At 71.5% G+C, this 24964-nt stretch carries 15 protein-coding genes; 6 read left to right on the top strand and 9 right to left on the bottom strand.

Annotated features, from left to right (window positions below):
- Positions 1-83 precede the first annotated feature (83 nt).
- Positions 84-1337: a GNAT family N-acetyltransferase gene (locus tag ABD655_RS02470; RefSeq protein WP_344711451.1), complete on the top strand. Its 1254-nt coding sequence runs from the start codon at positions 84-86 to the stop codon at positions 1335-1337.
- Positions 1338-1374: 37 nt separating this feature from the next.
- Here ABD655_RS02470 and ABD655_RS02465 read toward each other — a convergent pair whose 3' ends face one another.
- The 5 genes from ABD655_RS02465 to ABD655_RS02445 all read right to left on the bottom strand — a co-directional run bounded on the left by ABD655_RS02465 (position 1375) and on the right by ABD655_RS02445 (position 8506).
- Positions 1375-3048, bottom strand: coding sequence for a formate--tetrahydrofolate ligase (locus ABD655_RS02465; protein WP_344711448.1), 1674 nt, complete (start codon positions 3046-3048; stop codon positions 1375-1377).
- Positions 3049-3116: 68 nt separating this feature from the next.
- Positions 3117-5144: a DNA helicase RecQ gene (gene recQ, locus ABD655_RS02460; protein WP_344711446.1), complete on the bottom strand. Its 2028-nt coding sequence runs from the start codon at positions 5142-5144 to the stop codon at positions 3117-3119.
- A 125-nt stretch (positions 5145-5269) separates the two neighbouring features.
- The gene (locus ABD655_RS02455) at positions 5270-6142 is read right to left on the bottom strand and encodes an alpha/beta fold hydrolase (RefSeq protein WP_344711444.1); all 873 of its coding nucleotides are present in this window, start codon (positions 6140-6142) and stop codon (positions 5270-5272) included.
- Positions 6142-7395, bottom strand: coding sequence for a glycosyltransferase (locus ABD655_RS02450; protein ID WP_344711442.1), 1254 nt, complete (start codon positions 7393-7395; stop codon positions 6142-6144). The genes ABD655_RS02455 and ABD655_RS02450 overlap by 1 nt, the downstream gene beginning before the upstream one ends.
- 31 nt (positions 7396-7426) lie before the next feature.
- Positions 7427-8506 (bottom strand): class I SAM-dependent methyltransferase, encoded by a 1080-nt coding sequence (locus ABD655_RS02445; protein WP_344711440.1) that lies wholly within the window; start codon positions 8504-8506, stop codon positions 7427-7429.
- A 249-nt stretch (positions 8507-8755) separates the two neighbouring features.
- On the opposite strand from ABD655_RS02445, the gene ABD655_RS02440 reads away from it, so the two are divergent.
- A complete protein-coding gene (locus tag ABD655_RS02440; protein WP_344711438.1) occupies positions 8756-11542 on the top strand; it encodes a helix-turn-helix transcriptional regulator in 2787 nt (928 codons plus the stop codon).
- Between the two features lie 51 nt (positions 11543-11593).
- On the opposite strand, the gene ABD655_RS02435 is transcribed toward ABD655_RS02440, so the two are convergent.
- Positions 11594-14134: a DEAD/DEAH box helicase gene (locus ABD655_RS02435; protein ID WP_344711435.1), complete on the bottom strand. Its 2541-nt coding sequence runs from the start codon at positions 14132-14134 to the stop codon at positions 11594-11596.
- Between the two features lie 100 nt (positions 14135-14234).
- On the opposite strand from ABD655_RS02435, the gene ABD655_RS02430 reads away from it, so the two are divergent.
- On the top strand, positions 14235-14579 hold the full coding sequence (locus tag ABD655_RS02430; RefSeq protein WP_344711433.1) for a GNAT family N-acetyltransferase: 345 nt from the start codon (positions 14235-14237) through the stop codon (positions 14577-14579).
- Positions 14580-14619: 40 nt separating this feature from the next.
- Here ABD655_RS02430 and ABD655_RS02425 read toward each other — a convergent pair whose 3' ends face one another.
- The gene (locus ABD655_RS02425) at positions 14620-18297 is read right to left on the bottom strand and encodes a S8 family serine peptidase (RefSeq protein WP_344711431.1); all 3678 of its coding nucleotides are present in this window, start codon (positions 18295-18297) and stop codon (positions 14620-14622) included.
- A 131-nt stretch (positions 18298-18428) separates the two neighbouring features.
- Between ABD655_RS02425 and ABD655_RS02420 the strand changes: the two genes are divergently transcribed.
- From ABD655_RS02420 to ABD655_RS02410, 3 genes are all read left to right on the top strand, one after another.
- The gene (locus ABD655_RS02420; protein WP_344711429.1) at positions 18429-18980 is read left to right on the top strand and encodes an ECF transporter S component; all 552 of its coding nucleotides are present in this window, start codon (positions 18429-18431) and stop codon (positions 18978-18980) included.
- Positions 18981-19142: 162 nt separating this feature from the next.
- Positions 19143-20939 carry an ABC transporter ATP-binding protein gene (locus ABD655_RS02415; RefSeq protein WP_344715638.1) on the top strand — a complete coding sequence of 599 codons (1797 nt, stop codon included), beginning with the start codon at positions 19143-19145 and terminating at the stop codon, positions 20937-20939.
- Positions 20936-21775 (top strand): energy-coupling factor transporter transmembrane component T family protein, encoded by an 840-nt coding sequence (locus ABD655_RS02410; protein ID WP_344711427.1) that lies wholly within the window; start codon positions 20936-20938, stop codon positions 21773-21775. Before ABD655_RS02415 ends, ABD655_RS02410 begins: the two co-directional genes overlap by 4 nt.
- A 542-nt stretch (positions 21776-22317) precedes the next feature.
- Here ABD655_RS02410 and ABD655_RS02405 read toward each other — a convergent pair.
- Positions 22318-23481, bottom strand: a complete 1164-nt coding sequence (locus ABD655_RS02405; RefSeq protein ID WP_344711424.1) for an acyl-CoA dehydrogenase family protein — start codon at positions 23479-23481, stop codon at positions 22318-22320.
- 255 nt (positions 23482-23736) lie between these two features.
- The gene (locus tag ABD655_RS02400) at positions 23737-24756 is read right to left on the bottom strand and encodes a D-alanyl-D-alanine carboxypeptidase family protein (RefSeq protein WP_344711422.1); all 1020 of its coding nucleotides are present in this window, start codon (positions 24754-24756) and stop codon (positions 23737-23739) included.
- Positions 24757-24964: the final 208 nt, after the last annotated feature.

Below are 24964 nucleotides of genomic sequence, written 5' to 3'. Positions count from 1 at the left end.
CTGCCGACCCCGGCGCGCACCCTTGCCGACCGCCGCCGCCGCACCGAGAATGGCTCGGGACGGAGGGACGGGATGCGATGCGCGTGACGCTTCACCCATGGAGTCCCGGCGACCTGCCGATCCTCGAGCGCAGCAACACCCCCGAGATGACGGCGTATCTGAACGGACCCGAATCGGGCGAGGAGGTGCGAGAGCGCCACGAGCGCTACCTCCGGTATCGGCAGACCGGCGAGGCCCATATGTTCCGCATCGACGTCGACGGCACCCCGGCGGGCAGCATCGGCTGGTGGCAGACGCGGCACAAGGGGGTGGACGCGTACGAGACCGGGTGGGGCGTGCTGCCGGAGTGGCAGGGAAGGGGTGTCGCCGGCCGCGCACTGCGACAGCTGATCCGGCGCGTCGCCGCCGAGGGCGACCGCGATCTGCTCGTCGCCTATCCCGGTACGGACAATGCGGCCTCGAACGCGCTCTGTCGTCGCGCGGGGTTCGAGCACACCGGATCGGCCACCGCCCCGTGGCGCGGCGGACATCTCGCGTTTCACACGTGGGAGCTGGACATGTCGCCCCTCGACCTGACCGACCGCACACCCGATCACCAGGACGACTTCGACGACGGACTCGACCACACCCGCTGGTGGCCGCACTACACGCCGCACTGGTCGTCGCGCGCGGCGACGGCGGCCCGGTGGGAGACGGGCGAGTCGGGGCTGACGCTGCGCATCGACGCCGACACCGCGCCGTGGTCGCCGCGCTACGACGGCGAGGTCCGCGTGTCGCACCTGCAGACCGGTCAGTTCTCCGGGCCGGTCGGCAGCACGATCGGCCAGCATCGGTTCCGTGACGACCTGGTCGTGCAGCAGGCGCAGCGCCAGCGGCGACTCTGGCTGGCGCACTTCGGCGTGCTGGAGGTGCGGCTTCAGGCGATCCGGCATCCCGATGCCATGGTCGCCTTCTGGCCGATCGGGTTCGAGGAGCGCCCCGACGAATCCGGGGAGATCTGCGTGTGCGAGATCTTCGGGAATGAGCTCGACGACACCGGCGGGTGGGTGGGCGTGGGCGTCAAGCCGCAGCACGACCCGCGACTGACGCTGGACTTCGAGAAGGTGCGCGTCGAGGGCGACCTGACCCGCTTCCACGACTACGCGGTCGAGTGGGATGCGGATCGCCTGCGGTTCTTCATCGACGGTCGATGGGTCAAGACCGTGCGGCAGCGCATCGATTATCCGGTGCAGTTCATGCTGGACGTCTACGAGCTGCCGGGGAATTCCCGACGGGATGCCGAGGCCTTCCCCCTCCGCCTCCGCGTGCGCCGCGTCCGCAGCTTTCCGCCCCGCTGACAGCGGTGATCCGTCCCGGACCCCAGCGCAGCGCCTGTCAGAAGAGGCCGACGATGCGCCCTTCCTCGTCGACGTCGATGGTCATCGCCGCGGGCGCCACCGGCAGGCCGGGCATCGTCATGATGTCGCCGCACACCATCACGACGAAACGCGCACCCGCCGCCAGCCGCACCTCGCGCACGTCGACGGCGTGCCCGGAGGGCGCACCGCGCAGCTTCGGATCGGTCGAGAACGAGTACTGCGTCTTCGCGACGCACACCGGGTAACGCCCATACCCCTCGTCCTCGAGCCGTCGGATCTGCGCGCGCACCGCGGTGCTGGCGGTGATGTCCGAGGCTCCGTAGATCCGCCTGGCGATGGCCTGCATCTTCTCCCACAGCGACGCCTCGTCGGGGTAGGTGAAGCCCAGGTCCGAGGGCTCGGCGCACAGCCTCACCACTTCGCGGGCCAGCTGCTCGGCGCCCGCTCCGCCCTCAGCGAAGTGCTTGGCCACGACCGCGACCGCGCCCATGCGCTCGACGGCTGCCACCAGTGCGTGCACCTCGGCATCCGTGTCCTCCGCGCGATGGTTGATGGCCACCACCGCGGGCAGGCCGAACGTCCCCCGAATGGTCTCCAGGTGCCGGGCGAGGTTCACGGTGCCGCGCTCGAGCGCCGCGACATCCTCGGTCGCCAGGTCGGCGACCTCGACGCCGCCGTGGAACTTCATCGCCCTGATCGTCGCGACGATCACCGCCGCCGCCGGGCGCAGCCCGGTCGTGCGGCACAGGATGTCGACGAACTTCTCGGCCCCGAGGTCCGCGCCGAACCCCGCCTCGGTCACCACGTAGTCGGCCAGGTGCAGAGCCGAACTGGTCGCCAGATACGAGTTGCACCCGTGCGCGATGTTGGCGAACGGCCCGCCGTGCACGAAGGCCGGGGTGTTCTCGAGCGTCTGGACGAGGTTGGGAGCCAGCGCGTCGCGCAGCACCGCGGTCATCGCCCCGTTTGCGCCCAGGTCGCGGGCATGGACCGGCCGACGGTCGCGGGTGTAGCCGACGACGATGTCGCCGAGGCGTTCGCGCAGGTCTCGCAGGTCGGTCGCGAGACAGAAGATCGCCATCACCTCCGAGGCCACGACGATGTCGAAGCCCGACTCCCGGGGGTACCCGTTGCCGGGGCCGCCGAGCCCGACCACGACATCGCGCAGCGCGCGGTCGCTGATGTCCAGGACTCGCCGCCAGGTGATCCGGCGCACGTCGATCTGGAGGGCGTTGCCGTGATGGATGTGGTTGTCGATCATCGCCGCGAGCAGGTTCGTCGCCACCGCGATCGCGGAGAAGTCGCCGGTGAAGTGGAGATTGATGTCCTCCATCGGAACGACCTGGGCGTAACCGCCCCCCGCGGCGCCGCCCTTCATGCCGAACACCGGGCCGAGCGCGGGCTCGCGCAGGCAGATCATGGCACGCTCCCCGATCCGGGTCAGCGCGTCGCCGAGTCCGACGGTGGTCGTCGTCTTCCCCTCCCCGGCCGGGGTGGGCGAGACCGCGGTGACGAGCACGAGCTTGCCCTGCGGGCGCTCGCGGATCGCGGCCAGATAGTCCAGCGCGACCTTGGCCTTGTAGCGGCCGTACGGCTCGAGACTCTCGTCCGGGATGCCGAGGCGCGCGGCGACCTCACTGATCGGGATCATGCGCGCCGCTTGGGCGATGTCGATGTTGCTCAGGCTCACCGGTGAACCTTCCCCAGGGGCCGCGCCGGCCCGAGACCGCGGACCCGCGTCGGCCCGTTGCGGTCAGCCTACTGAGGCGAGCCCGAGATCACCGCGAGGACGGCGCTGCCGTATGCCTCGCGCTTCTTCGCGCCGATGCCGGTGATGCCGTCCAGATCGGCGAGCGACGCGGGGCGCTGCTCGGCCAGCGCGCGCAGCGTGGCGTCGCCGAAGACGATGTACGCCGGCATCCCCTGTTCCTTCGCGACGCCGGCGCGCCACTCCCGCAGCGACTCGAACAGCGGCCGGTCGCCGACTTCGAGGGCGTCGGATGCCGGTGTCTTCCGCGTCCGCGGCGAGCCCGATCCGGTTCTGCCCAGCACGTCGCGGCGCAGCGGCACCGGAGCCTCGCCGCGCAGCACCGATCCGGCGGATTCGCCCAGCGCGAGGGTTCCGTATTCGCCCTTCGGGACCAGGATGCCGCCGGCCAGAAGCTGCCGGATCACGCTGCGCCAGTCCTGATCGGTCAGGTCGGCGCCCAGACCGTACGTCGAGAGGGCGTCGTGACCCTGCTGGCGGATGCGGTCCGTGGAGGCACCGCGCAGGATGTCGACGAGGTGCCCGGCCCCGAACGCCTGTCCGCGCTCGCGCTGCAGGCGCACGATGGTGGACAGCAGCTTCTGCGCGGGCACGAGGCCGTCCCACGTGTCGGGCGCCTCCAGGCAGGTGTCGCAGTTGCCGCACGCACCCGACGGCTCACCGAAGTAGCCCAGAAGGTTCTGGCGACGGCATCCCACCGTCTCGCACAGGGCGAGCATGGCGTCGAGGTGCTGGCCGAGGCGCATCTTGTACGAGCGCTCCCCCGGCGACTGGTCGATCATGCGACGCTGCTGCACGACATCGCCCAGGCCGTAGGCCATCCACGCGACGGCCGGCTCGCCGTCGCGACCGGCGCGACCGGTCTCCTGGTAGTAGCCCTCGACGGACTTCGGCAGATCGATGTGCGCGACGAAGCGCACGTCGGGCTTGTCGATGCCCATGCCGAACGCGATCGTGGCGACCATCACGACGCCGTCATCGCGCAGGAACCGGGACTGATGCGCGGCACGGATCGATGAGTCCAGACCCGCGTGGTAGGCCAGAGCGTCGATGCCCTGCGTGCGCAGGTACTCGGCGGTCTGGTCCACGCTCTTGCGGCTCAGCGCGTACACGATTCCCGCGGAACGCTCCGGCTGCGACCGGATGAAGGCGAGCAGCTGCTTGCGCGGCTCGACCTTGGGATCGATGCGGTACTGGATGTTCGGCCGGTCGAAGCTCGCCACGAAGTGCTGCGCCTCGTTCAGGCGCAGCCGCTCGGTGATCTCGCGGTGCGTCGCGTCGGTCGCAGTGGCCGTCAGCGCGACACGGGGCACGCCGGGGAACTGCGTGCCGAGCTCGCCGAGGGTGAGGTAGTCGGGGCGGAAATCGTGACCCCACTGCGACACGCAGTGGGCTTCGTCGATCGCGATGACGCTGAGCGTGCCGCGCTGCAGCAGGGACCGCGTGGACGCGTTCGAGAGACGCTCGGGCGCGACGTAGATCAGGTCGAGTTCGCCGGCCAGATATGCCCCCTCGACCGCCGCGCGCTGCGGCGCGGCCTGCGTGGAGTTGAGGTACGCGGCGCGCACGCCATTGGCGACCAGCGCGTCGACCTGATCGTGCATCAGCGCGATGAGCGGGCTGACCACCAGGCCGGTGCCGGGTCGCACCAGTGCGGGGATCTGGTAGATCAGACTCTTTCCGGCGCCCGTGGGCATGAGGACGACAGCATCCCCACCCTGGACGATCTGGTCGATCGCGGCGGCCTGATTGCCGCGGAACGATTCGTACCCGAAGACCGTGTGCAGCGCCTCGGCCGAGGTGGCGTAGCGAGCGGGGGCGGCTGCCAGGGGGGCCGGCGGTGCGGATGCCGCGACCGAAGCGCCCGGCACCCAGCCGTCGTCCGGCGGCGGGGCCCAGGAGTCGTCAGCGGGCGGTGCCCACGCGTCGTCGCCGGGGGCGGAGAAGAAGTCGGGTGGCGGCTCGTCGTCGGTGGCCCACACCGCATCGGCGTACGGATCGGCGGACGGAGTGCTCATCGGCTCAAGGGTAGCCCGGGCAGCTGACAGCCCCGCGCCCCCTCTGTTCACTTGCCCTGTTTGTACGCGAAAACACGGTCCGCCCGTACGAACAGCGCAAGTGAACGGGGGGGAACGGGCGCGGATCAGGGCGCGACGCGGCGGATGAAGTCGCGCAGCAGCAGGTTGACCTTGACCGGATCCCGCGCCTGCGGCAGGTGCCCGCCGCCCTCGATGACGACCAGCTGCCCGCCGGTCAGGTCGGCCACGATGGGGCTGCGCAGCGGATTCTGGCACTGATCGAGCGACCCGTTGATCACCAGAACCGGGCAGCGCACCGCCTCGCAGATCGCCCGCGCCCGGGGGATCTCGTCATCGAGGTACGGACGCGCGTCGTTCTCGCGCAGCATCGTCTCGGCGCCCGCCCCCAGCGACCATGCGACGCAGTCCTCGATCTGCTTCGAGGAGTGCGGCTCGGGGAACATCTCGCCGAAGAAGAACCGCGAGAAGTCCGGCCAGTCCTGCCGCCAGTAGTTCCGGTTCTGCTTCTGCCACCCGACGTAGGTGTCGCGGTGCTCGTCGAAATCGAACGCGATCCGGTGCGGCAGCGGCTCCGTCAGCAGCAGCCCGGGGTTGATCGCGCACACGCCGAGCACGCGCTCGGGGTGCTCGGCCGCCATCGTCAGCGCGTGTCCGGCGCCGGTGCACACGCCGACCAGGATCGCCCGGTCGGCGCCCACCGCGTCCAGCACCGCCCACTGATCGTCCAGGCGCGCGCGCGTGCCCATCCGGTCGAGGGAATCCGGGACCGGGCTGAGGCCGTTGCCCGGCGGGTCGCTCACCACCACGCGGCACAACCGCGACAGGAACGGGATCTGCCCCTTCCACGCCCGGCTGTGCACGATGACGTCGGGCATGAGCAGGTACACCGTCGGCGAACCCTCCCCGTAGACCTCGAAGTGGATCGTGACGCCGTCCCGCTCGGCGAAGTCGCTCTGCACCGGCTGCACGGCGCGCATCAGATCAGCTCCCCCAGAAGCACCGCGGCGCGGGCGGCGCCGTCCGTCTCGACGGGCCGGTAGTGCACGTGGTGCGACAGCTCGGCGATCAGAGCGTCGGCGAGCGCCGCCGGATCACTGGCCTCGGCATAGCGGATGCAGCGGCCGGCGCCGTATCGGCTCAGGCGGTGGCGCACATGGAAGTTCTGCTCGAAGTGGTTCTCCAGCGGCACGTACAGGAACGGCCGCTGCCCCGCAGTCAGCTCCATCGTCGTGGTGAGCCCGCCCTGCACGACGGCGACATCGCATGCGGCGAGCGTCAGGTACAGGTCGGGCACGAACCCGCGCACCGTCGCGCCCTGGCGCCGCGGCAGCGACGCCGGATCGATCCGCGGACCCGTGACGACCAGGAACCGCAGCTCGGGCCGCAGGCGCCGCGCGAGCGGGATCGCGTCCATCACCCGGTGCAGCAGCGCTTCGCCCACGCCGGACCCCCCGACGGTCACCACGCACAGCAGCTCGTCGGGCGCGACCCCCAGCCGCGCCCGCACGGCCGCCCGCTCCGCCTCGGACGGCGGGGCGAAGCCGGTGACATATCCGGCGAAGTCGTAGTTCGCCGCCGTCCATTCGCGGATGCCCGGCAGCCCGGCCCCGAACGAGGCGTCGATCACGTCATCCGGGTTCCCGACGAAGATCGAGCGATCGCGCAGCCGCCGGTAGCGCGATCGCTGCTCGAGCATCTCGGCGTTGTAGTCCGCGGTCAGTGCCGCCTCGGCATCCCCGCCGGCGGGCATCGGCAGCCACCCCACGAAATCGGTCATCCACGCGAAGGCGAAGCGCTTGAGCTCGGGGTTCTCGTGCAGGAAGTAGTCGACCTCCCACGCCTCGTCCCCGATCACCAGGTCGTAGAAGGTCTCCTCGACCACGTCGTTGAACACCATGAAGTTGTTCACGAGGATCTCGTCCATCCGCCGGATCGCCTGGAACGCGTGCAGGTCGTGGTCGGCGGACTCGTCCTCGATGTGCGCGGACTCGTTGGCGAGCATGGCGGATGCCGGATGCACAGGTTCTCCGGCATCCGCCAAGACTCGGGTGACGGGATGCTGCGCCAGCCAGTCGATCTGCAGGTCGGGGTGCAGCAACCGCAGTTCCTGCGCGATCGCGATGTCGCGGCGGGCATGGCCGAGTCCGATCGGCGAGGAGAGGAACAGCGCCCGCCGGGGCCGGCGCTGGGCGCGGACCCAGGTGCGGCTCTGGCCGGACATCGTCGCCATTCCTCCAGTGTGCTCCTGCGATCCGCCGGTGTCAGGGGCGCACTTCGAAGACGCGGTTGAAGGGCGTCTCGGTGGCGCTGCGGAACCGGGTGAAGCCGCCGGCCGCCGTGACGTCCCGGATGCGCGCGGGCCCCGCCTGTGCCCCGAGCGCCAGGCCGACATCCTGCGACAGGGAAGCCGGGGTGCACAGCAGCGTCGAGAAGCCGTAGTACACGCGTCCCACCGTGTTGAAGTTGTCCTCGACGTGGTCGCCGGCCATCGGCTCGATGACCATCCACGTGCCGTCGTCGGCGATCGCCTCGCGCACGTGGCGCGCAGCGCCGACCGGATCCCCCATGTCGTGGAGGCTGTCGAACATCGCCACGAGGTCGTAACCCGTGCCACTGAACTCCTGACCGGAGGCGACTTCGAACCGAACACGGTCGGCCACCCCTGCCTCGGCGGCACGCAGCCGCGCCGTCTCGATCGAGCCGGCGTGGTAGTCCGACCCGATGAAGGTCGATGCGGGGAAGGCCTGGGCCAGCAGGATGGTCGAGGCCCCGTGACCGCAGCCCACATCGGCGACCAGGGCGCCGTCGCGGAGTTTCTGCTCCACACCGTCGAGGGCGGGAATCCACGAGTCGAGAAGATTCGCGTGGTACCCGGGACGGAAGAAGCGCTCGCACCCCGCGTACACGTCCGCGTCGTGCTGGTGCCAGCCGAACCCCGCGCCGCTGCGTGCGGCGTCCACGATGTGCTCGGTGTCGTGCAGGGTGCCGAGGGCGAACTGGAAGAACCCGGGCAGGAACGCGGGGCTGTCGGCCTCGGTCATCGCGATCGCCTGCTCCGGCGGCAGCGTGTAGCGCTTCGTCGCCGGATCGTAGGTGACGTAGTCGCCCGCCGCCTGCGCGTTCAGCCATTCGCGCGCGTACGGCTCGGCCGTCTGCGTCCGCTCGGCCAGTTGAGCGGGCGTGCTCGGACCGTTCTGGGCCAGGTCCCGGTAGTAGCCGAGTTTGTCGCCCATGACGACGAGCCCGGCGTTGAGGGTCGCTCCGACCTCGTCGACGGCACGGAAGACGAAGCTCATGAGCTTGTCGGCGTCGATCTCGGTCGCTGGTGCGGTGGTGGACATGGCGTGCTCCTTCGGTGATGCCGGTGTTGTGCGGTGGACCCGTCGACGCGGTGCGCCGGTGGGATGCCTCGACCGTAGGAAGCGGCATCCCGACGCCGCATCAGGGGGACCCCCTGGTTCGTGGAGCCGCGCGAGAAGACCACACCCGAGGAGAGGCGCGAACGGGAGGATGGATGCCGCGGGCACGGTCCTCCGATCTGCCCTCCTGCCCCGAGCGCGGGGCTGGGAGACGAGCCTAGACTCGGGGCCATGCTGGTGGGTCGGCAGGCCGAACAGCAGGCGATCGGCCGCCTCACCGCGGCGGCCCGCCTGGGGATGAGCGGCGCGCTCGTGGTGGTCGGCGAGGCAGGAGCGGGCAAGACCGCGGTGCTCGAGGACACCGTCGACGGACTCGAGGACATGAGGGTGCTGCGCGCCACCGGCGTCGAGTCCGAGCGCGACATCCCGTTCGGAACGCTCCTGCAGCTGGCGCGTCCTGCGCTCGGGCTGCTCGAGGAGATCCCGCCCGTGCAGGCGGCCGCCCTCTCCGCCGCGCTCGCGCTGCCGGCGACCCCCGCCGACTCGCGCCCTGGCGCACATGACCGCTTCACGATCGGGGCGGCGCTGCTCAGCCTCGTCTGCCGGTATGCCGAGGACGGCCCCGTCGCCGTCGTCGTGGACGACCTGCACCTGGCCGACCGCCCCTCGGCGAACGCTCTCGTCTTCGCCGCGCGGCGCCTCGCGGCCGACCCGGTCGCCGTCGTGTTCGGAGTGCGCACGCCCGAGGGCGATGACATCGCGGCGGGACTGCCGTCACTCCCGCTGCCGGGCCTCACGATCGCCGCGGCGCGGGCGCTCGTCTCACGCGCGCGCGGGCATCCTCTCGGCGAGGAGCAGCTGCAGCGGCTGCACACGGCCACCGCGGGAAATCCGCTGGCCCTGCTGGAGCTCAGCGCCGCCGATCGGGAGGTGGTCGAGAGCGCGGAGACCGGTCTGCCGCTGCGGGTGCCGCGCGCAGTCGCCGAGGCCTTCGGCCGTCGGCTCGCGTCTCTCGAGCCGGAGTGCCGGTCGGTGCTGCTCGTGGCCGCCGTCTGCGGGTCGGAGCTGCGCCTGATCACCGACGTGTGCGGCGCGCTGGGTCTCGACCTCGCGCGGATCGACGAGGCCGAGGACCTCGGCCTCGTCACTGTCCGGGGCGCCGAGGTCGAGTTCCGGCATCCGCTGCTGCGCTCCGCGGCCTACTCCGCCGCGCCGGCCCAGGACCGGCGTGCGGCCCACCGCGCCGCCGCCGACGCGACGGCGGATGCGGATCGGCGGGCATGGCACCTCGCGGAGGCGACCTGGCACCCCGACGCAGGGGTCGCCGACCTGCTCGCGGCGGCCGGCGCGCGGGCGGTCGCACGTGCCGCGTACGCGGTGGGCTCCGGAGCCTTCGAACGCGCGGCGCACCTCTCGGCCGATGACGACGAGCGCGCCGCACGCTTGCTGCACGCCGCGGACACGGCCTGGACCGCGGGGATGCGCGACCGAGCGCTCGCGCTGCTGGACCAGCACGGGCGGGCGACCGAGTCGACGGCGGATCGCACGGTCGCGCCGACCGCCATGCGGGCGCTCGAGCTGCGGGCCGCGATCGCGGCGCGCAGTGGCTCGCTGCGCGAGGCACTCGAGATCCTGCTCACGGCCGCCGACCTCTCGCCTCGCGCGGACGACACTGCGATCCTCCTCGCCGACGCGGTGCACGCCGCCTATTACCTCGGCGACGCTCGCACCGCGTCGACGCTGGCCGACCGACTGTCCGGCCTCCGCGCGGCCGTGTCGGAACCGCGTGCTCGGGCGCTCGGCCTGATGGCGACCGGGATGGCGAAGGTGCTCTCGGGGCGCGGTGGGGCCGCTGACATCCGTGCCGCGGTTCCCCTGCTGGAGACGGATGCCGAGCTGCTGCGCGACCCGCGGAGGCTGTCGTGGCTGATGCTCGCACCGCTGTACCTTCGCGATGCGACGAGCGGGGCGCGACTGCGGGCCCTTGTGGACGAGGTGCGGGCCGCAGCCGGAATCGGAGCACTGCCGGCGGTGCTGTTCCACGTCGCGCGAGACCAGGCGGCGACGGAGGCGTGGACGAGGGCGGAGGCGAACTACACCGAGTCGATCCGTCTCGCCGCCGACACGGGGCAGACCACGGAGCTGGCGATGTCTCTGGCGGGGCTGTGCTGGCTCGAATCGCGGGCGGGCAAGGCCGACGCGGCGCGCGCGCACGCCACGGAGGCGGCCGCCCTGTGCGCAGACCGCGACATCCACATCGGCGAGGCCTGGGTCGCGTTCGCGCTCGGCGACCTCGCGCTGTCGCTGGGCGATGCCGACCGGGCGGTGGAACACCTGTCCGCGCTCACGATCCTGCTCGATCGTCTCGGGCTGCAGGACGTCGACCTCTCCCCGGCGCCCGAACTGGCGGACGCCCTGCTGCGACTCGGTCGACGTGCCGACGCGGTGGCCCTTTCGCACCGATACCGCGACGATGCGGTGCGCAAAGGGCAGCCGTGGGCGCGCGCGCGGGCCGACCGCGCGTGCGGCCAGGCCGGCGGCGAGGACGAGGTCGACGAGTGGTTCTCGGCCGCCCTGGGCTGGCACGACCAGACCCTCGACCGCTTCGAGTCCGCACGGACCCGACTGGCCTACGGGGAGCGGCTGCGCCGGGCGGGGCGCCGCGTCGACGCACGCGTCCAGCTGCGCCGAGCGCTCGAGGACTTCTCGGATCTCGGCGCGAGCATCTGGGGGGAACGGGCGGCCGCCGAGCTCACCGCGACCGGTGAGCACGTGCGCACGACTGCCGTCAACGCGGTGGCGGCGCTCACCCCGCAGGAGCTGCAGGTCAGCGTGATGCTGGCAGAGGGTCGCACGACGCGCGAGGCTGCGGCGGCGCTCTTCCTGAGTCCGAAGACGATCGAGTACCACCTGCGCAAGGTCTACACGAAGCTCGGGATCGGCTCCCGCGCCGAGCTCGCCGAACAGCTGGCACCTCTTCGGCCGCGAGACCGCAGGGACGCCACGAGACCGGGATGATCGACCTCGGTCTCGTGGCGCCTATCCGGTCTCGCGGGTTCGGGGGCGGCGCTAGAGGCGCAGCACCTCGGTGATGCGCACGACCGCGGCGCCCTCCTCCTCGGACGCGGCCAGGTCCACTTCGCCGCGGATGCGCCAGTCGTGGTCACCGGCCGGGTCATCGATCGTCTGCTCCACCTTCCAGACACCGGATGCCGCGGCATCCGTGTCATCGACGGTGACCAGTCGCGGCGCGCGCGCCGGTCCACCGGTGAGCATCTCGTCGTGCTCGTCGAAGTACGCGTCCAGGGCGGCCGACCAGTCCACGTCCGGATCCAGCTCGGCCAGCTCGTCGTCGCGCTGCAGCGCGGCCAGGCGCACCCGGCGGAAGAGCTCATTGCGCACGAGCACCAGGAACGCGCGGCGGTTCGTGAGGACCGACGGCGGCGCGGGTGGCACGACCGGGGCGGTCGGGTCGGTCACCGGGTTGATGAGACTCTCCCACTCGTCGACCAGGCTCGAGTCGACCTGCCGGACGAGCTCGCCGAGCCAGGCGATGATGTCGAGCAGCTCGGGCGTCTGCGCATCCGTGGGCACGGTCTGGCGGATCGCCCGGTAGGCATCGCTGAGGTAGCGCAGCACCAGCCCCTCGCTGCGCGCGAGCTGGTAGACCTGGATCAGCTCCGCGAACGACAGCGCCCGCTCGAACATGTCGCGCACGACGGACTTGGGCGACAGCTCGAAATCACGTACCCAGGGCTGGCTGGAGGCGAACACCTCGAACGACTGCGCGAGCAGTGCCTCGAGCGGCTTCGGATAGGTGATCTCCTCGAGCATCTCCATCCGCTCGTCGTACTCGATGCCCTCGCGCTTCATCGCCGCGACCGCCTCGCCGCGCGCGAGGTACTGCTGCTGCGACAGGACCGGCCGAGGGTCATCGAGGGTGGCCTCGATGATGCTGACGACGTCGAGGGCGTAGTGGCCGGTGCCGGCAGAGCCCGTGGCGCCGTCCGCGGCCGCGCCGTGGTGCAGCTCGGTGTCGGGGTCGAGCAGACCGATGGCGGCGAGTGCGAACGGCGACAGCGGCTGGTTGAGTGCGAAGTTCGGCTGCAGGTCGACGGTGAGGCGGATGCCGCCGTCCGGGCCGGCGATCACCACCTGCGCCGCGACCAGGGTGCGGAAGATCCCCAGCGCGCGGCGGGCGAGTTCGTACTTTCGCGCCCTCGGCTCGTGGTTGTCGAACACCAGGGAACGCACGTTCGCGAACACGTCGCCACCGCGCGCGATCACGTTGATCAGCATCGCGGCGGTCAGCTGCAGGTGCGGCTCGAGCGGTTCGGGGTCCGCAGCGACGAGCTTCTCGAACGAGGCCTCGCCCCAGTTCACGAAGCCCTGCGGCGCCTTCTTGCGCACGATCTTGCGGACCTTCTTGGGGTCGTCTCCGGCCTTGGCGACCGCCGTGGAGTTCTCGATCTCGTGCTCGGGCGCCATCACCACCACCGTCCCCGCGGTGTCGTATCCCGCGCGCCCGGCTCGGCCGGCGATCTGATGGAACTCGCGGGCGCTGAGCTGACGCATGCGCTGTCCGTCGTACTTCGCCAGCGCGGTGATCAGCACGGTGCGGATGGGGACGTTGATGCCGACGCCGAGGGTGTCGGTGCCGCAGATGACGCGCAGCAGACCGCGCTGCGCGAGGGTCTCGACCAGTCGTCGGTAGCGCGGCAGCATGCCCGCGTGATGCACCCCGATGCCCGCACGGACGTAGCGCGACAGGGTGCGTCCGAAAGCGGTCGTGAAGCGGAATCCCCCGATCGCCTCGGCGATGGCGTCCCGCTGTTCGCGGCTCACGATGCGGACGCTGGAGAGTGCCTGCGCCCGTTCCATCGCTGCAGCCTGCGAGAAGTGCACGATGTAGACGGGCGCCTGGCCCGTCTCGAGCAGGTCCTCCACCGTCTCGTGCACGGGCGTGCGGGCGTAGGAGAAGTGCAGCGGCACCGGCCGCTCGACGCCGGTGATCACCGCGGTCTGGCGGCGGGTGCGGCGGGTGAGGTCGGCGGCGATGCCGGTCACGTCGCCGAGGGTCGCCGACATCAGCACGAACTGCACTCGCGAGAGCAGCAGCAGCGGCACCTGCCACGCCCAGCCGCGGTCGGGGTCGCCGTAGTAGTGGAACTCGTCCATCACGACCTGATCGACGTCGGCGTCGGCGCCCTGGCGCAGGGCGAGGTTCGCCAGGATCTCGGCGGTGCAGCAGATTATGGGCGCGTCGGGATTCACCGACGAGTCGCCGGTGACCATGCCGATGCTCTCGGGGCCGAAGATCTCGACCAGCGCGAAGAACTTCTCGCTCACGAGCGCCTTGATCGGCGCGGTGTAGTACGTCCGCCCGCCGCGGGCCAGGCAGGCGGCGTGCGCGGCCACGGCGACCAGGGACTTGCCCGTTCCCGTCGGCGTGGACAGGATGACGTTGGCCCCCGAGACGATCTCGATCGCCGCCTCATCCTGCGCCGGGTACAGCGAAAGACCCTGGCCGGAAGCCCACTCGACGAACGCCTCGTACACCGCGTCGGGGTCGGCCCCGACCGGAATGCTGTCGCGCAGGGATGCCGGCATCCCTCGAGTCTGACAGGCCGCAGCGCGCGGTTCGGCGGAATGCCCCGCCGAACCGTGTGTTGCACCGAGGGAGAGACCGATGCAGGACGAAGGGACGTACATGAGCACGCAACCCGCCACCGGCGCGATCACCGATGTGGAGCCGCGCGTCGAGCGCAACGACGAGGACGGCCGTTACGAGATCCGGATCGGAGACGTGCTGGGCGGATTCGCGGAGTTCGAGCCCGACGACTCCGGACGGCTGGTCTTCCTGCACACCGAGATCGACCCCACCCTGGAGGGACGCGGTCTGGGTGGACTGCTCGTCGGCGAGGCGATGGCCGATGTCGCGCGTCGGGGCGAGACGGTCGTCCCGAGCTGCCCCTTCGTGGTGCGCTTCCTCCGCGATCGCGAGGTCCCGGGGCTGCAGGTGGAGTGGCCGAAACGCGGCGAACCCGCAGAGTGAAGCCGACGGTGCGCCGCAACGGATTCTCGGGATGAGTCGCTCACCGCGCGACGATGAACCCCGAGACACCGGTCGCGCCGTCCACGCGCGCGCTGCCGGCGTACTCCGCCACGACGACGTGGATGCCGGGCGCCTGCACCGGAAGACTGAATGTCACGCGGCCATCGGCGAGCGTTCCGGTGTACTTCGCCGCGTCGACCCAGACCTCGACGGGGCCCACGGCCCTCGCGCCGAGCGCGGTCCGCACGTCCACGGTCACGGCATACGCCTCGGCGACCGTGCCGCGGTAGGGGTGCATCGTGACCTCGACCGAGGCGCCGGCCTTCACGATCACCTCGTCGCTCACGGCCGTCCCCGCATTGATGTTGCTGGGCCGCGCGGCTGATTCCTGGACCGACAGCGCGGCGCCGACATCGGCCGCTGTCACTCGGTACTCGTCGCCGAACGCGCCCGGGATCGGCTGGCCGTTGCGCATCCACACGTACGCGACGTCGACCTCGTCCGGTTCCCATGTGCCCGCCTGGGCGGTGAGGGTCTCCCCGACGCGCGCCTCGCCTTTGATTCCGGGCGGGGTCTTCGCCGCGGGCGGTACTGCCCCGGCATCGATCTCCACCACGGTCTGGACGTCGGAGCCGCCGTACGTCACCACGCCGAGGTAGCGGGTGTCGGGCCGCAGGCCCTGCCACGACAGCGAGTAGTGCGCACTGCGTCCGGTCCACCCGGACAGCGCGTCCAGCGGACTGGTCAGCGAGCGCGCACCATCCGGCCGGACGACGGCGGCCGTCAGATCCCATGTCATCGCATCGGTCGCCTCGCGCACGTTCGCCACGACCAGATAGGACCCGGCGACGGGGTGGGGCAGCGTCACCTCGTCCGCCACGCCCGCCGGGGGCGCCCACCGCTCGTAGTAGCGCGTGTCGGCAGCACTGACGATGCGGTAGACGCTCAGGTGCAGGTCGGTCTCATCAGACCCGCGGAGGGCGAAGCGCGCGAGGGGGGATCCCTCCGGCACCTCGATCACCCACGCCGCGTTTCCGTTCTGGTCACCGGAGTCCTGATCTCCGGAGTGACCCGGAACCGAGTCGTCCGTGAGCAGCTCCACCGGCGCGAGCCCGGCCACGTTGAGGTGGATGACACCGTCCACCTCCGCCACGACCGCCACATCGGTGCTCCCGGCGATCCCCTCCGCGGTGACCACGGCCTCGGCATCCACGTTGACGGGTCGCACGGCCAGTGGCGAGCGCACCGTCGTACCGTCCTGGCCTCTCCACGTCAGGAACCCCGTCGCCCAGACCTCTGCGGGCGCGATGAGGTTCGTGATCGTGACGGCGAATTCCTTCGTCTCGCCTGCGCGTGCGAAGGTCAGCGTCGAGGGGCGCACCGAGACCTCGACACCCGGAATGTTGGCCGCCACCTGGTACGTGCCGGGGCGCGTTGCGGTGAGCGTCCGGGTGACCGTCTGCTCACCGGCCAGCACACCGAGGGTGATCGACGGCAGGTTGAGGTCGCGGCTCTCGACCGCGGGCAGGTCGGAGCGGGCGTACCCGTGCGCCTTCGCGTAACCCGCCCACGCGGCGGGTCCGTTCAGGTAGAGCAGGCCGGGATCGAGCAGACCGACCGTGTCGACCTGCCCCGCGCCCTGCGCGAACGGGTCGATGTGTGCGGACCCGTCCGCGTGCACCGTATCGTCCGCGGAGGTCATGATCGCGGACTTGATCTCGTCGGGGGTCGCTCGGGGAATGACGCCGAGATAAAGAGCGGCCACGCCGGCCACATGCGCGGCGGCCATCGAGGTGCCCGATGCGATACCCCACGTCGGATCGCCTCGGGAGCTGTCGCTCCGGGCCCCCAGGATCCCGGCGCCCGGAGCCGCGGCATCCGGGGTCAGAACGTCGCGATCGATCGCCGACGGACCACGGCCGGAGAACCCGGCGATCTGCGGCGCCGCGGTCTGAATACCGGTGATGTTCTCGCCGATGAGCGTCGCCGTGACCTGGGCGCCGCTCGCGATCTGCTCCAGCAACGCGGTGCGGTCCGCGGCGTCGATGTGCACGGTCGGCACTACGTGAGGGTCGCTGTCGAGCGTGTCGGGCGTCACGTTGGCGAGGATCATTCCGGCGCCGCCCGCATCGGCCACCTCCTGCGACTTCTCGGTGCGGGGGTTCGTGCCCCGGTCGCAGATCACGATCGCACCGGACACCTCCGCCGGATCCAGGGTGCCCGGATAGCAGAGGTGTGCGTCGGCAGCGCCGCCGACGCCGGCATCGCCGGCGTACACGACCGGCGCGCTGACCTCCGCGGTGGCCGGCACGGACATCGACACCCCGAGTGCCTCGAAGCCGGTCGACAGCTGCACCGTCGCCTCGAAGGCCGACGTGGTGGATGCCGCGACCGTCGTGTACCAGGGCGCCCCGTGCCCGGTGGCCGTCGCGGCACCCGGGCCGGTGTTGCCCGCGCTCGCGGCCACGAAGACGCCCGCCGTCGCGGCGTTGTAGAGGGCGGTGTCCTCGGCACCCCAGCCCTGCCCTGCCCGACCGCTGATCGGGTAGGCGATCACATCCACCCCGTCGGCGACCGCGCGTTCGATCGCCGAGACGACATCGCTGCCGACGCACATGTCATCGGCCGCGGCCAGCGGATCCGCTCCGGTGAAGCACGCCTTGTAGGCTGCGATCTTCGCTGCCGGGGCGACACCCGCCACCGCGCCGAGGTCGACGTCGCTGACCGATGCGTCCACCGCAGCGTTGCCCGCGGCGATGCTCGCGACGTGAGAGCCGTGACCGTCCGCGTCACGAGGCGAGAGCGTGTCGTGATCGAACGCGAAACCCGCCGCGGCGGCGCCCGCGGCGAAGTACTGCGCCCCGATCACCTTGGTCGAGTAGTCGGAGTCCGCCCATCCCTCGGCGGCCGTCCGTTCGCTGCGGAACTCGCGGCCGTCGGCCTTGCGGAAGACGACCGAGTCACCGACGAGATAGGGCTCCGCGCCCTTGGTCGTTCGGAGCCGCTCCCCGGAGAACGAGGGGTTCTCCGGGGCGATCCCGGTGTCGATGATGCCGACGACGACCCCGCTTCCCGCCGTGTCGTCGGTGCCCGGCGGGTCGGTGTCATCGGTGGCCGGCGGGTCGGTGTCATCGGTGCCGGGCGGGGCGGTGTCCGTGTCATCGATGCCGGGCAAGGCGGTGTCGTCGGTGCCGGGCGGGTCGGCGTCCGTGTCGTCGGTGCCGGGCGGGGCGGTGTCATCGTCCGGCGCCGCGATACGGCGGTCGTCGGTCGAGGCCGCTTCGTCCGGACGCAGGATCTCGTCCGGATACACCGCCAGGACGCCCTCGGTGACAGCGACCTGCGCGGCCTGCTCGGGTGCCATGATCACGCTGAACCCGTTCAGCGTGATCATGTACGTCGCCGCCGGCTCCACTCCCGCCTCCGCCGCCACGTCGGCCTGCCGCTCCTCGAGGAAGGCCGCGTACCTGCGCACCTCCGCCGAGTGCGGGTCGAGCTTCTCGCCATCGCCGGGCATCGTCGGGGCCAGACCGGGCACCCCGCCTTCGTAGGTCGCCGCCGGCGCCTCATCGAGGACGACGATGTACGACCCGGTCGCCGATTCGATCGGAACGGGGGCGACCGGTGGGTCCACCGGTGTCGAACCGAGAACCGGCGTTGCGGCCAGCAGCGTTCCGATCGCGACGTACACCGCTGTGCGCGTCGCCCGCCGAACCATGGCGAACCCCCTTGGCTGAGGCTCCGTTGCGGTCGTCATCACCCGCAACTGGGGCCAACCTAACCCGCCGGACCTCTCCGGGGATAGGGGCGACGTGAGAGCAGCACGGCGGCCCGCACTACGCTGAGCGTGTGGCCCCGGCATCCCGAATCTCGACGAGCGTTCTGCTCACCTGCGCCGCGATCGGCGTTGCCACCGGCGTGCTGTCCGCGGGCGCGGGCGCGATCAGCGGGTTCGTCTCGGCCGGTGCGCCGATCCTGTACGGCCTGGTCCTGGGAGTGCACGTCCTGCCGGGTGTCGTCGCCCAGGCGCTGCTGCGCAGGCCGTGGGTCGCGCTCATCACCCACCTGATCGCGGCGCTGGTCGCGAGCGCGGTCGTACCGCTGTGGATCGGACGCTACGTCGGCACCGCCCTGCTGATCGGAGCCCTCCAAGAGGGAATGGCCGCCCTCGGGCGATACCGACGGTGGGAGTCGTGGCGATTCTTCGTGTCGGCGGTGATCGTCGGCGTGCTCATCGCCGTGTCGATCTGGTTCGCGGCCGACGTCTCACGCTTCCCGCTGTGGGCGCAGATCGTCTACATCGCCCTCTTCGTGCTCGGTCCCGTGCTGTGGACCGCCGTCGGCCTGGCGGTCGGGGCCGCGCTGCGTCGCGCCGGCGTGGCGCGATCCAGCCGACTCTGAACCATCGCGACGTGGTTAGGGTCGGCTAAGTTAGGAGACACTTAGCTACCACCCCTGGGAAGACCCGTGACCGCACTCGAGCGTGATCCTTCCGCCGCGGCGCATGCATCCCGGCCCGGCCGAAGCGCCCTTGCCGCGCCCGGGCATCCCCGGTCCGGCGCGGTGCCGCTGCTGAAGGTGCGCGATCTGGCCATCACCCACGCCGGTGAACAAGCCGCCACTCCCGCCTCGGTGAGCTTCGACGTCACCCCGGGCGAGGTCGTGCTCCTCCTCGGCCCGAGCGGCTCCGGAAAGTCCACGCTCACCCTGGCCCTGAACGGCCTGATCCCCCACGCCCTTCCGGCGGAGGTGCACGGCACTCTCGAGGTCGGAGGCCTCACGGCATCCGACACCCCCGTTGCGGAACTCAGCACGCACGTCGGCATGGTGTTCCAGGATCCCGATGCGCAGCTGGTCACCGGGACGCTGCTGGATGAGGTCGCCTTCGGGCCGGAGAATCTCCGGATGCCGGTGGCCGACGTACTGGCGCGTGCAGAGGCCGCGTTGCGGCGGGTGAGGTTGTGGGAGCGCCGCGCGGACAACCCCGATCGCCTGTCGGGCGGGGGGCGCCAGCGCCTGGCGATCGCCTGCGCCCTGGCGATGGGGTCCCCGCTGCTGGTGCTGGACGAACCCACCGCGAACCTGGATCCGCGGGGAATCGAAGAGGTCTACGAGGCACTGGCCGACCTGGTGGCGGCCGGCGACCGGGCGATCCTTCTCGTCGAGCACAACCTCGACGCGGCCATCGGCTTCGTGGATCGCGCGGTGGTGCTCGACCAGCAGGGCAGGCTCGTCGCGGACGGCTCGGTCGATGCCGTGCTCCGCGACCGCGCGGAGGAGCTGCACGCGATGGGGGTGTGGCTGCCGACATCGGCACTGGCCGCCCTGCGGCTGCGCCGCGCCGGGTACGTCCTCGATCCTCTGCCGCTGACGCCGGCCGAGCTGCGCGCGGCCCTCGAGGCGGAGCCGGTGCGGAATGTCGAGACGCTCGCCGAGCCGGGCCGCCCGCACCGAGGCATCTCGGAGTCGGTCCACGCATCCACGCATCCCGGAGGCGTCGGTTCGACAGCGCACGCGTCGCCTCGGCGAGCCCCGTCGGTCGCACCGCTCATCTCGGTCCGCGGGCTGACGCTGCGGCGGGGTCGCAGCGAGGTGCTGTCGGGCGTGGATCTGGATGTCGCCCGGGGCGAATTCATCGCGGTCGTCGGGGCGAACGGTGCGGGCAAGACGAGCCTCATCCAGGCCATCGCGGGCGTGGTCCCGCCGCCGCGCGGAGCCGTGCGCGTCGATGGGCTCGACATCAGTCGCGCCGACATCCGCTCACTGTCGTCGCGGGTGGGCTTCGTGTTCCAGAACCCCGAGCACCAGTTCATCGCGAACACCGTGTTCGACGAGATCGCACACGCCCTGCGCCTGCGTCACCTGCCCGAGGACGAAGTCCGAAGCCGCACCGAGGCGCTGCTGGCGCGATTCGGCCTCAGCGCGAAGGCGCAGACGCATCCGTTCCTCCTCTCCGGCGGGCAGAAGCGGCGCCTCTCGGTCGGCACCGCCCTGGTCGCCGGCGCCCCCGTGCTCGCGCTGGACGAGCCGACGTTCGGCCAGGACCGCGCGCGTGCCGACGAGCTCCTCGCGCTGTTGCGCGAACTGAACCGAGAGGGGACGACGATCCTCGTCGTCACCCACGACATGCAGCTGGTCGCGGAATACGCCGACCGCATGGTCGTGCTGGCCGACGGGCGCGTGCTGGCACACGGTCCCACGGCCGAGGTGTTCGCCGACGCGGATCTCATCGACCGGGCGGGGCTGCGGCTGCCTCCGCTCGCGCGCGCGCTGCACGGCATGGTGCGGCATCCCGAGTTGAACGGGATCGCGCGGCTCTCCGATCTGCCCGGCGGCATCCCCACGGGGGCCATCGCATGACCACGACCGGTCCCCTCGTCGCGGCGCAGGTTCCGCACACGGCGCTCGACCCCTATGCGGATGCCGTCACCGCCGCCCCGGTCCGCTTCCTGTATCGGCTCAACCCGCTCGCGAAGCTCCTCGCGCCGGTGCCGGCGATGGTGCTGCTCGTCTTCGTGCGCGAAGCCGCGGTCCCGCTCGCGTTCCTGGCGCTGTCGTATGCGGTGCTGCTGGTGGGTGTGAGCTTCACGCCACGGCTCGCCGTCGTGCTGCTGCTGGCCCTGCCGCTCGGAGCGGTGGCGATCGGCTTCGGCTTCTCGCTGTGGACGGATCCTGCCCACGTCGACCAGAGCGTTATCCTCTGGCAGCTCGGAACGTGGAAACTCTACGGCGGCGCCGTGCTGATCGGCATGGCCACGGCGCTGCGCCTCGCGGCGATCGTCGCGCTCGCATTGATCGCGGGGCTCAGCACGACCGGCCCGGACCTCGTGCGGGCCGGCGTCCAGCAGCTGCGGGTTCCGTACCGCATCGGGTACACGGCCCTGGCCGCGTTCCGCTTCGTGCCCCGGTTCGGTCACGAGCTCGAGGTCATCCGCCAGGCGCACCGGGTGCGAGGTGCGCACGGCGGCCGGGGTCCCTTCGGCGCGATCGCCCGCTGGGGCGGCTACCTCGTCCCCCTGCTGGCCGGGGCGATCCGCCACGCGGAGCGCGTGGCCCTCGCGATGGATGCGCGCGCGTTCGGCGCCTATCCGGATCGCACGGAACGCCACCTGGTCCCGTTCCGCGCCCGCGACGTCGTGTTCATCGTCCTGTTCCTGGCGGCCTCCGCCGCGATCTTCTGGGCACTCCTTCGCTAGCGCCCCGCCCCACCCGCGCACCGACCCCCCTCTCGCCTCCCCCCGCTCGCCCGTCGCAATCGGCAGGCCCCCACCCGCGTGTCGTGACAGGCGAACCCCCGCGCCCAGCCCCGCGCCCAGCCGCAGCCGCGCACCAACCACCGCTCCCCTGTCGCAATCGGCAGGCCCCACCCGCGTGTCGCGACAGGCGAACCCCCGCGCCCCCGCCCATCCCACCCGCGCACCAACCCCGCTCGCCTGTCGCGATCGGCAGGCCCCACCCGCGTGTCGTGACAGGCGAACCCTGCACCTCCGCCCACCCCGCGCCCATCTCACCCGCGCACCAACCCCCGCTCGCCTGTCGCGATCGGCCGGCCCCACCCGCGTGTCGCGACAGGCGAACCCCCACGCCCAACCGCGCGCCCCGCCCAACCCGCGCCCAGCCCACCCGCGCCCCGCCCAACCCGCGCCCAGCCCACCCGCGCCCGGCCCACCCCGGTAAAGGCGGATGCCGCGACCCGAGCCTCTGAAGAGGCACCTGGTCGCGGCATCCGGTGTTCGTGTTACCGCTTGCCGACGATCTGCCGGCTCACGAGGTCGCGCATGATCTCGTTCGTGCCACCGTAGATGCGGTGCACGCGCGCATCGAGGAACGCCCGCGCGATCGGGTACTCCGTGATGTAGCCGTATCCGCCGTGCAGCTGCACGCCGACGTCGAGCAGCTCCCACTCGCGGTCGGTCGCCCAGAACTTGACCTTCGCGGCCTCTTCGGCGGTGAGCTTCTGATCCTTGTAGAGCATCATCGCCCGGTCGATGTACGCCCACATCACGTCGACGGTCGTCGCCATGTCGGCGAGCTTGAACCGCGTGTTCTGGAACTCGGCGATCGGCTGTCCGAACGCCTCGCGGCTGAGCGTGTAATCACGCGTCCACACGAATGCGGCCTCGCCGGCGGCCGCCGCCGCGACGCCGATCGACAGGCGCTCGAGGGGCAGGTTCATCATGAGCTGGATGAAGCCGAGACCCTCCTTGCCTCCGATGAGGTTCGCTTCCGGCACGAAGACGTCGACGAACGACATCTCGGCCGTGTCCCATCCGTGGAAGCCCATCTTCTCGAGCTTCTTGCTGTGATCGAAGCCCTCCATGCCGTCCTCGAGGATCAGCAGGCTGAACGCGTCCGGCCGGTTGCCCTCGCCGGTCTTGACGAACGTGACGACGATGTCGGCGGTCTTGCCCGACGAGATGAACGTCTTCGCACCGTTGACGATGTATCCGCCGTCGACCTTCTTGGCGGTGGTCTTGATGCCGCGGAGGTCAGAACCCGCGCCGGGCTCGGTCATCGCGAGGGCGCCGAGGATCTCGCCCGTCGCCATGCCCGGAAGCCACTTCTCCTTCTGCTCCTGGGTGCCCATGTGCACGATGTACGGGATCGCCAGGTCGTCCTGGATGCCCAGGGCACCGGCGAGCGAGCCGTGGCCCGCGCCGATCGTCTCCTCGAGCACGATCGCACGGAAGCGGTAGTCCTGCAGCATCCCGGCGCCGCCGAACTCCTCGGGGACCGACAGGCCGATGACGCCGGCCTGACCGGCCGCGAGCATGGTCGCGCGGTCGATCTCGCCGTCCGCCTCCCACTGCTTGCGCTTCTCTTCGGTCGCGTACCGCTTCACGAATTCCTTGACGACGTCGCGGAACGCCTCGTGGTCCTCGTCGTAGATGTCGCGCTCCATGTGCGCCTGCCCTTCTTGACACGTCGGTGGCGGGGCCGTTCTCGGAGGGTGCGCGGCCGCGTCGCCGCTGGCGATTCTAGGTCACCCGGCACGCCGCAGGCCGAACGCCTGTGAGATTGCATCCCAGGACGCGCGGTACTGGGTACCGCCATTGTGGGATGCCGCAAACCCGGGTCCGGGCTCACTGCAGCGTCCCGCCGTCGCGCCGTCACGGCTCGTGAAGACCGTCGCCACACCTGCCCCTGCGGGACAGGATCACCCCAGGTAGCCGGGGGCGGCCGGAAGGCCCAGGAACTCCTCGAGAGTGTGCCAGCCACCGTCGTGGTAGGCGCGCGCCAGCTCGGGTCCGATGTAGCGGAGGTGCCAGGGCTCGGGCGAATACCCGGTGATCGGCGTGTACCCGTCCTCGTAGCGGGTGATCCACCCGAACTCCCAGGCGTGCGCGGCGATCCACTGGCCCTGTGCGGAGCCGGCCAGGTCGTCGAGCGTGCCGCAGCCGTCGGAGCAGGCGACGACGTCCGCGGCGAGGCCCGACTGGTGTTCGCTGAACCCGGGCCGGGCGCTGGACAGATCGGCCAGCTCCACACCCCGCGCGCTGACCTGGTTGCCGTAGCTCGTCTCCTGCGTGGTGTGGGACCGGAAGCCGCTCTCGAGGGCGATCTCGCCCACTCCCGCGGCCGCGGCGGCGGCCACCATCGCGCTGAGAGCTGCCGCGGCATCCGATCGCAGCGAGCCGCCTTCGATGCTGCGCACGCCCTCCGGCATGGCCAGCGCACCAGGCCGATAATCCAGCGGAGCCAGCGGACGCGCCTTGTTGATCACGGTCCACACCCGAGCGGGATCGGCGAGGTTGACGCACGGCGCCATGCCGGTGGCGACGGCGCGGCGGAACGCTTCGGGCCCGCCGGCGGCGGCGACCGCCACGACGTCGTCGCCGACGGCGAGCGCATCGGCGAAGCCGTGCAGCGCGCACAGCTCGATCACCGCCGGAGCAGCGGCGACCTGGGGCGTGGGGATCGCCTGCGCGGGTGCCGGCAGGGGCGGGGTCGAACGCGGGGCCGGCATCGACGCGACCTTCTCGTCGACGCGGTCGACCATCATCGTGGCGGTGCTCGCGACCGGGTCGGCGAGGGGCTGCGGACCGGTGACGGCCGCGGTCACGGTGGCGGTCGATCCGAGAATGAGCGATGCGACCACGGTGAGGCCGGCGACCACGCCGGCGCGGATCGGCGGCGTGCGACGCGCGTGCCGAGGCTGCGGCGCGGAGGGGTTCATGAGCCTCGCGGTCTTGGCCTCGTTGCGACTGGCCGGCGCCGCCGGTCGAGCCGCAGCGCCCACCCGGGTCGGGGTCGCGGGCCGACTCGCCCCACGCGCTGCGGCCGAGCGGCGCGGCTGGGCGGCGTCCCGCGGCGCGCCGAACGCACGCTCAGCATCCCTTGCGCGTTGCAGCCTCGCGGCGCGACGGGTCGATGGGGGATCGTGC

Source organism: Microbacterium terregens, assembly GCF_039534975.1.
Taxonomy (GTDB): Bacteria; Actinomycetota; Actinomycetes; order Actinomycetales; family Microbacteriaceae; genus Microbacterium; species Microbacterium terregens.
This window is presented reverse-complemented; position numbering and strand designations above follow the sequence as displayed.

Excerpts from the sequence above, each read along its gene's own strand:
- ABD655_RS02435 (WP_344711435.1), bottom strand. The coding sequence starts at position 14,134 with ATGCCGGCATCCCTGCGCGACAGCATTCCGGTCGGGGCCGACCCCGAC.
- ABD655_RS02425 (WP_344711431.1), bottom strand. The coding sequence starts at position 18,297 with ATGGTTCGGCGGGCGACGCGCACAGCGGTGTACGTCGCGATCGGAACG.
- ABD655_RS02400 (WP_344711422.1), bottom strand. The coding sequence starts at position 24,756 with ATGAACCCCTCCGCGCCGCAGCCTCGGCACGCGCGTCGCACGCCGCCG.
- ABD655_RS02440 (WP_344711438.1), top strand. The coding sequence starts at position 8,756 with ATGCTGGTGGGTCGGCAGGCCGAACAGCAGGCGATCGGCCGCCTCACC.
- ABD655_RS02450 (WP_344711442.1), bottom strand. The coding sequence starts at position 7,395 with ATGGCGACGATGTCCGGCCAGAGCCGCACCTGGGTCCGCGCCCAGCGC.
- recQ (WP_344711446.1), bottom strand. The coding sequence starts at position 5,144 with ATGAGCACTCCGTCCGCCGATCCGTACGCCGATGCGGTGTGGGCCACC.
- ABD655_RS02405 (WP_344711424.1), bottom strand. The coding sequence starts at position 23,481 with ATGGAGCGCGACATCTACGACGAGGACCACGAGGCGTTCCGCGACGTC.
- ABD655_RS02445 (WP_344711440.1), bottom strand. The coding sequence starts at position 8,506 with ATGTCCACCACCGCACCAGCGACCGAGATCGACGCCGACAAGCTCATG.
- ABD655_RS02410 (WP_344711427.1), top strand. The coding sequence starts at position 20,936 with ATGACCACGACCGGTCCCCTCGTCGCGGCGCAGGTTCCGCACACGGCG.
- ABD655_RS02455 (WP_344711444.1), bottom strand. The coding sequence starts at position 6,142 with ATGCGCGCCGTGCAGCCGGTGCAGAGCGACTTCGCCGAGCGGGACGGC.
- ABD655_RS02430 (WP_344711433.1), top strand. The coding sequence starts at position 14,235 with ATGAGCACGCAACCCGCCACCGGCGCGATCACCGATGTGGAGCCGCGC.